The sequence below is a fragment of the Candidatus Macondimonas diazotrophica genome (assembly GCF_004684205.1).
Taxonomy (GTDB): Bacteria; Pseudomonadota; Gammaproteobacteria; order UBA5335; family UBA5335; genus Macondimonas; species Macondimonas diazotrophica.
The window spans coordinates 1-3,401 of record NZ_SRIO01000043.1 but is presented as its reverse complement, the minus strand read 5'-3'; the positions used below and the strand labels follow the sequence as shown (position 1 = coordinate 3,401).

Here is a 3,401-nt window from a genome sequence, read left to right as displayed (position 1 = left end):
AGCTCCTGCGAATACCCCATCAGCGCCTCGACTGTGGCAGCATAGGCGCGCAGCACATCAGCGGGCGAGCTGTCGGCAGTGATGTCGGCCAGGGGCAGCGCAGGGCGCGCTATGGCGGGCGGTGCGGGGCAATCGACGGCGACAGGTATCTCCACCTCAACCGTGCGAATGACCGGCTCAGCAGCGCAGCCAGCGAGGAGTGGAAGGAAGAGCAGAAAGCGTTTCACATCCACCTCTCAGCCAGCTTGGCGCCCTGTTCAGCACCCCACTGCACCGCGGCAGCGCACTCCTGCGGCACTTCCTCGGCCATGATGCGCCTTACCCTTACCTCAGCATCGCGGCGCGCCTCTGCGGCGTCCTGTGCGGCTACGGCGAGGCGTTCGGCCTGGGCGTCGGACTTGGCCTTCATCTCGGCGATGGCGGCGTTTTGGTCCTTGATGCTCTCCACCAAGGTCATGCGGTCCCGCTTGCAGGATGCGAGCGCTGCCTCTGCGGTATCTGCACGGTTCTGAGCGATGCCGAGTCGCAGATGCTGGACGCCGATCACCGAAATGATGGTGAGTACCAGCCCGCCGAGGACAAGCGCTTCGATCTTGGTCACTCCCACTTCCTCCCAGTATTCAAGTACAAGTCAGCCACCTTGCCGAACATACTCCCGATCATCGGTATTGTCACGGCGATCACGCCAGATGCCACGGCCTGCACGATCTGCCCGCCTTGGGTGAGCCCGGACATACGGTCGGCGAGGCAAACAATGGTCTGAAGCGCGTACCACGAATACCAGCAAAGGAATAGAAATGCGGACAGCAGCAGCAGGCGCGGGAACACGCGGTAGGCGTCGATGACCTCAGCGTGATCAAGCCACTGCTGCTTAGTCAGCATACGCCCCACACTCCCGGCATCGACAGCCGTCCGGCACAACGTAGAATAGACGGCTGCCACACCCGCATTCGTAGAACGTCTCCGGCTGGAACTCGTATTTCCATAAGCCCATCATACGCCCGCATTTCGGGCATTCCAGCTCCCATGCCCCTACCGGAGCCGCTGCCTGCCACTCATGGTGGCAGCCAGAACAAATCGCCGGGCCAGAAAGGTGCGGGCGGAAGTCGTCGAGCGAGATAACATCGGACATTACTCTGCCTCTACGGGCCTGTAGCCGAGCGCTTGCAAGTGGCAGCGCTTGAATTTCTCTCCGCTACCGCACGGGCAGGGCTCGTTCCTGCCCACCTTCGGCGGCTGTCGCGACAGTTGGCGCGGAGTCGGCGGCTTTTCCATCTCCAGGTAGTGCGACTTTTCCTTTTCCCACTCCTTGGGCGTCATGCACTCCTTGAATTTCGCCAACTCCTCTGCCGAAAAGATTCGGCCGTTTCTCATGTCCATCACTCTGCTCCAAATGTCATTAAGTCTCTTCAGGTGGCCCGTAGCGTGGGCCTGACGGTGTGCGCACCAGCGCGCAAGGAGGGTATCAGCACGCACCGGTCACACACTGCGGGCGGTTGTTGCGGCCACCCCCCGCTATTCGCCGTATTCTCAGTCTTCGTCGATCTCTTTGATCACAATGTAGCTGCCCTTCCAGACATCCACTTCAACCATTGAGCAAGGATGCGGCAGCTTGTGCTCGCTGCGCATCGCATCCTCTTCATGCCGATGCCCTTCGTCCCACACTTGCACAACCAGCTTGTGGTCTGAATCGTCCGCATTTTCAATACGCACCCGTTTGGTCATTGCCTTTCTCCAATTGTGCCGTATTCTCAGCCGCCGAGCACTGCCGCCCAGCCTGCTGCGTAATTCGCCTTCCACGTGCCCTCATGCGGCTTTCCAGGCCGCCACGCCCACAGATATTGCCTCCAGCCCTCCTCGGGCGCGTTCTGGGCCGGCAGCGCCCATGGTGCCGAGTACAGCAGCGCCCTGGCAAACACTGCTGCAAGCACGTCGTTGTGTGTGACCGCATCATGCACGGTCGTCACCATGCGCGGGTAGGCCATCTGCGCAAGCACCGGATCTACAATCTGCCGCGTGCGATTGTTGCCCAACACAGCCGACACGCCGCCGGCCTCGAACTGCCAAAAACTGTGAGCTGGTCCTGGGCGACTCTCCCACCAGTCTTTGCCGGCGTCCAGCACCTGCACGCGAGCCTTAAGGCCGGACTCCTGCAAGGCAATGGCGATCAGCATTGCGCGGGCAGGGATGCTGTCGAGCTTGGCATCGAGCAGCGAGAGCGCCGGCGAGATTGCGGCGTGGAGCAGCAGGCGCGGCGTCACTGCGTGTCACCCCCGCGCTTGACGTACTCCGCCATCCGCGCATTGTGCAATTCTATCTCCCGCGCCTCTCGCCGCCTGTTCAGGCGCCATTGCAGCACCAAGCCGACGGCGCCGATCACCATGCCGGACAGCACGCCAAGCGACGCAACCAGTGTGTGGTTCTCGCTCAGCCATGCCAAGGCACCGCTGCCGGCGGTGATGCCCGCGCCAGAGTATGTGAGCTTGTGCGCCGTCGCTGCTGATACACCATCCTGCATTACTTGGCCTCCCCCATCAGTTGCACAAACTCTTGCGCTGTAAACCACGACAGCCCACGCGTGACACGGGGCAAGCAGAATATCGGCGATGTGCGCGACACGAACTTCTCCGGCCTACCCTCCGTGCAGAATGCCGCCGAAACCTCATGCTGGCGCGGGAATGACGGCAGGTAGATGTTGAGCAGGTAGGGCGACACCACCCCGAACGGGTGCGCGAGGAAATCGGGGAAGTGCCCGGTGTTGCGCCAGATGTAGATGCCGGATCTGGCAATGGCCACAGTGGCGCTGGTGCGGTTGGTCCAGCGCAGCGGGTTGTTCTGGCCGGTCCAGTCGCCGTCCGCGTGCCCAGCCGCTGGCAGCGACGCGCCCATGGCGGGGTCGAATACCTGGCGGGTAATGGCCTGGTGTTCGTGGCCGGCGGTGTGATTTTGGATCGCGAGCAGCGGATGGCGCTCGGCATCGAGCCACCAGGAGTCGGTATAGAACCCGTCGCCCAACAGCCGGCGCACGACTGGCGAGCCGATCACGAACATCGTGACATGCGCGTCGAACTCCTCTGCTATCTCGCGCACGCTCGGCAGGTCCGCCGCGCAATCCCTCGCCGGATTGACGCGCCGCAGATAGTTGCGGTCGTGCCCGTCATCGGTCGTGATAACCACGGGCTTTGCCGGCAGCGTGTTGCCTGCGCGCAGCCCCATCCGCCACTCGACAATGTGCCGCGCCGGAGTCGGCACAAACCCCATGTCGTGCAGCAATTGCAGATCTCGCTGCATTGCCAACACGTCCGTGTCGTCCGCGTCGCAACGCTCGCCGATGGTCTGCGGGTGATAGAGCAGCACCGGCACCTGCCCGCCATCATCCAGCGAGTGCGCTGCGCCGATGA

8 protein-coding genes are annotated in these 3,401 nt (G+C 62.7%); all 8 read right to left on the bottom strand.

All coding sequences use genetic code 11. The features are described 5' to 3' along the window. A partial coding sequence (locus tag E4680_RS13605; RefSeq protein ID WP_135282967.1) for a hypothetical protein occupies window positions 1-227 on the bottom strand: 227 nt, incomplete at its 3' end. Continuing rightward, complete coding sequence (locus E4680_RS13600) at window positions 224-601, bottom strand: hypothetical protein (protein WP_135282966.1); 378 nt, start codon at window positions 599-601, stop codon at window positions 224-226. The genes E4680_RS13600 and E4680_RS13605, both read right to left, overlap by 4 nt. Beyond that, window positions 598-882, bottom strand: coding sequence for a hypothetical protein (locus E4680_RS13595; RefSeq protein ID WP_135282965.1), 285 nt, complete (start codon window positions 880-882; stop codon window positions 598-600). Before E4680_RS13595 ends, E4680_RS13600 begins: the two co-directional genes overlap by 4 nt. Before the next feature lie 249 nt (window positions 883-1,131). Beyond that, window positions 1,132-1,380, bottom strand: coding sequence for an SEC-C metal-binding domain-containing protein (locus E4680_RS13585; RefSeq protein ID WP_135282963.1), 249 nt, complete (start codon window positions 1,378-1,380; stop codon window positions 1,132-1,134). A gap of 150 nt (window positions 1,381-1,530) precedes the next feature. After that, the gene (locus E4680_RS13580; RefSeq protein ID WP_135282962.1) at window positions 1,531-1,725 is read right to left on the bottom strand and encodes a hypothetical protein; all 195 of its coding nucleotides are present in this window, start codon (window positions 1,723-1,725) and stop codon (window positions 1,531-1,533) included. A gap of 26 nt (window positions 1,726-1,751) precedes the next feature. Next, a complete protein-coding gene (locus E4680_RS13575) occupies window positions 1,752-2,261 on the bottom strand; it encodes a hypothetical protein (protein ID WP_135282961.1) in 510 nt (169 codons plus the stop codon). Continuing rightward, window positions 2,258-2,518, bottom strand: a complete 261-nt coding sequence (locus E4680_RS13570; protein WP_135282960.1) for a hypothetical protein — start codon at window positions 2,516-2,518, stop codon at window positions 2,258-2,260. The genes E4680_RS13575 and E4680_RS13570 overlap by 4 nt, the downstream gene beginning before the upstream one ends. Next, a partial coding sequence (locus E4680_RS13565) for a polysaccharide deacetylase family protein (protein ID WP_167792527.1) occupies window positions 2,518-3,401 on the bottom strand: 884 nt, incomplete at its 5' end. The genes E4680_RS13570 and E4680_RS13565, both read right to left, overlap by 1 nt.

Bases quoted from the DNA above. Each gene is read 5' to 3' on its own strand.
- E4680_RS13585 (WP_135282963.1), bottom strand. From the start codon at position 1,380: ATGGACATGAGAAACGGCCGAATCTTTTCGGCAGAGGAGTTGGCGAAA.
- E4680_RS13570 (WP_135282960.1), bottom strand. From the start codon at position 2,518: ATGCAGGATGGTGTATCAGCAGCGACGGCGCACAAGCTCACATACTCT.
- E4680_RS13580 (WP_135282962.1), bottom strand. From the start codon at position 1,725: ATGACCAAACGGGTGCGTATTGAAAATGCGGACGATTCAGACCACAAG.
- E4680_RS13595 (WP_135282965.1), bottom strand. From the start codon at position 882: ATGCTGACTAAGCAGCAGTGGCTTGATCACGCTGAGGTCATCGACGCC.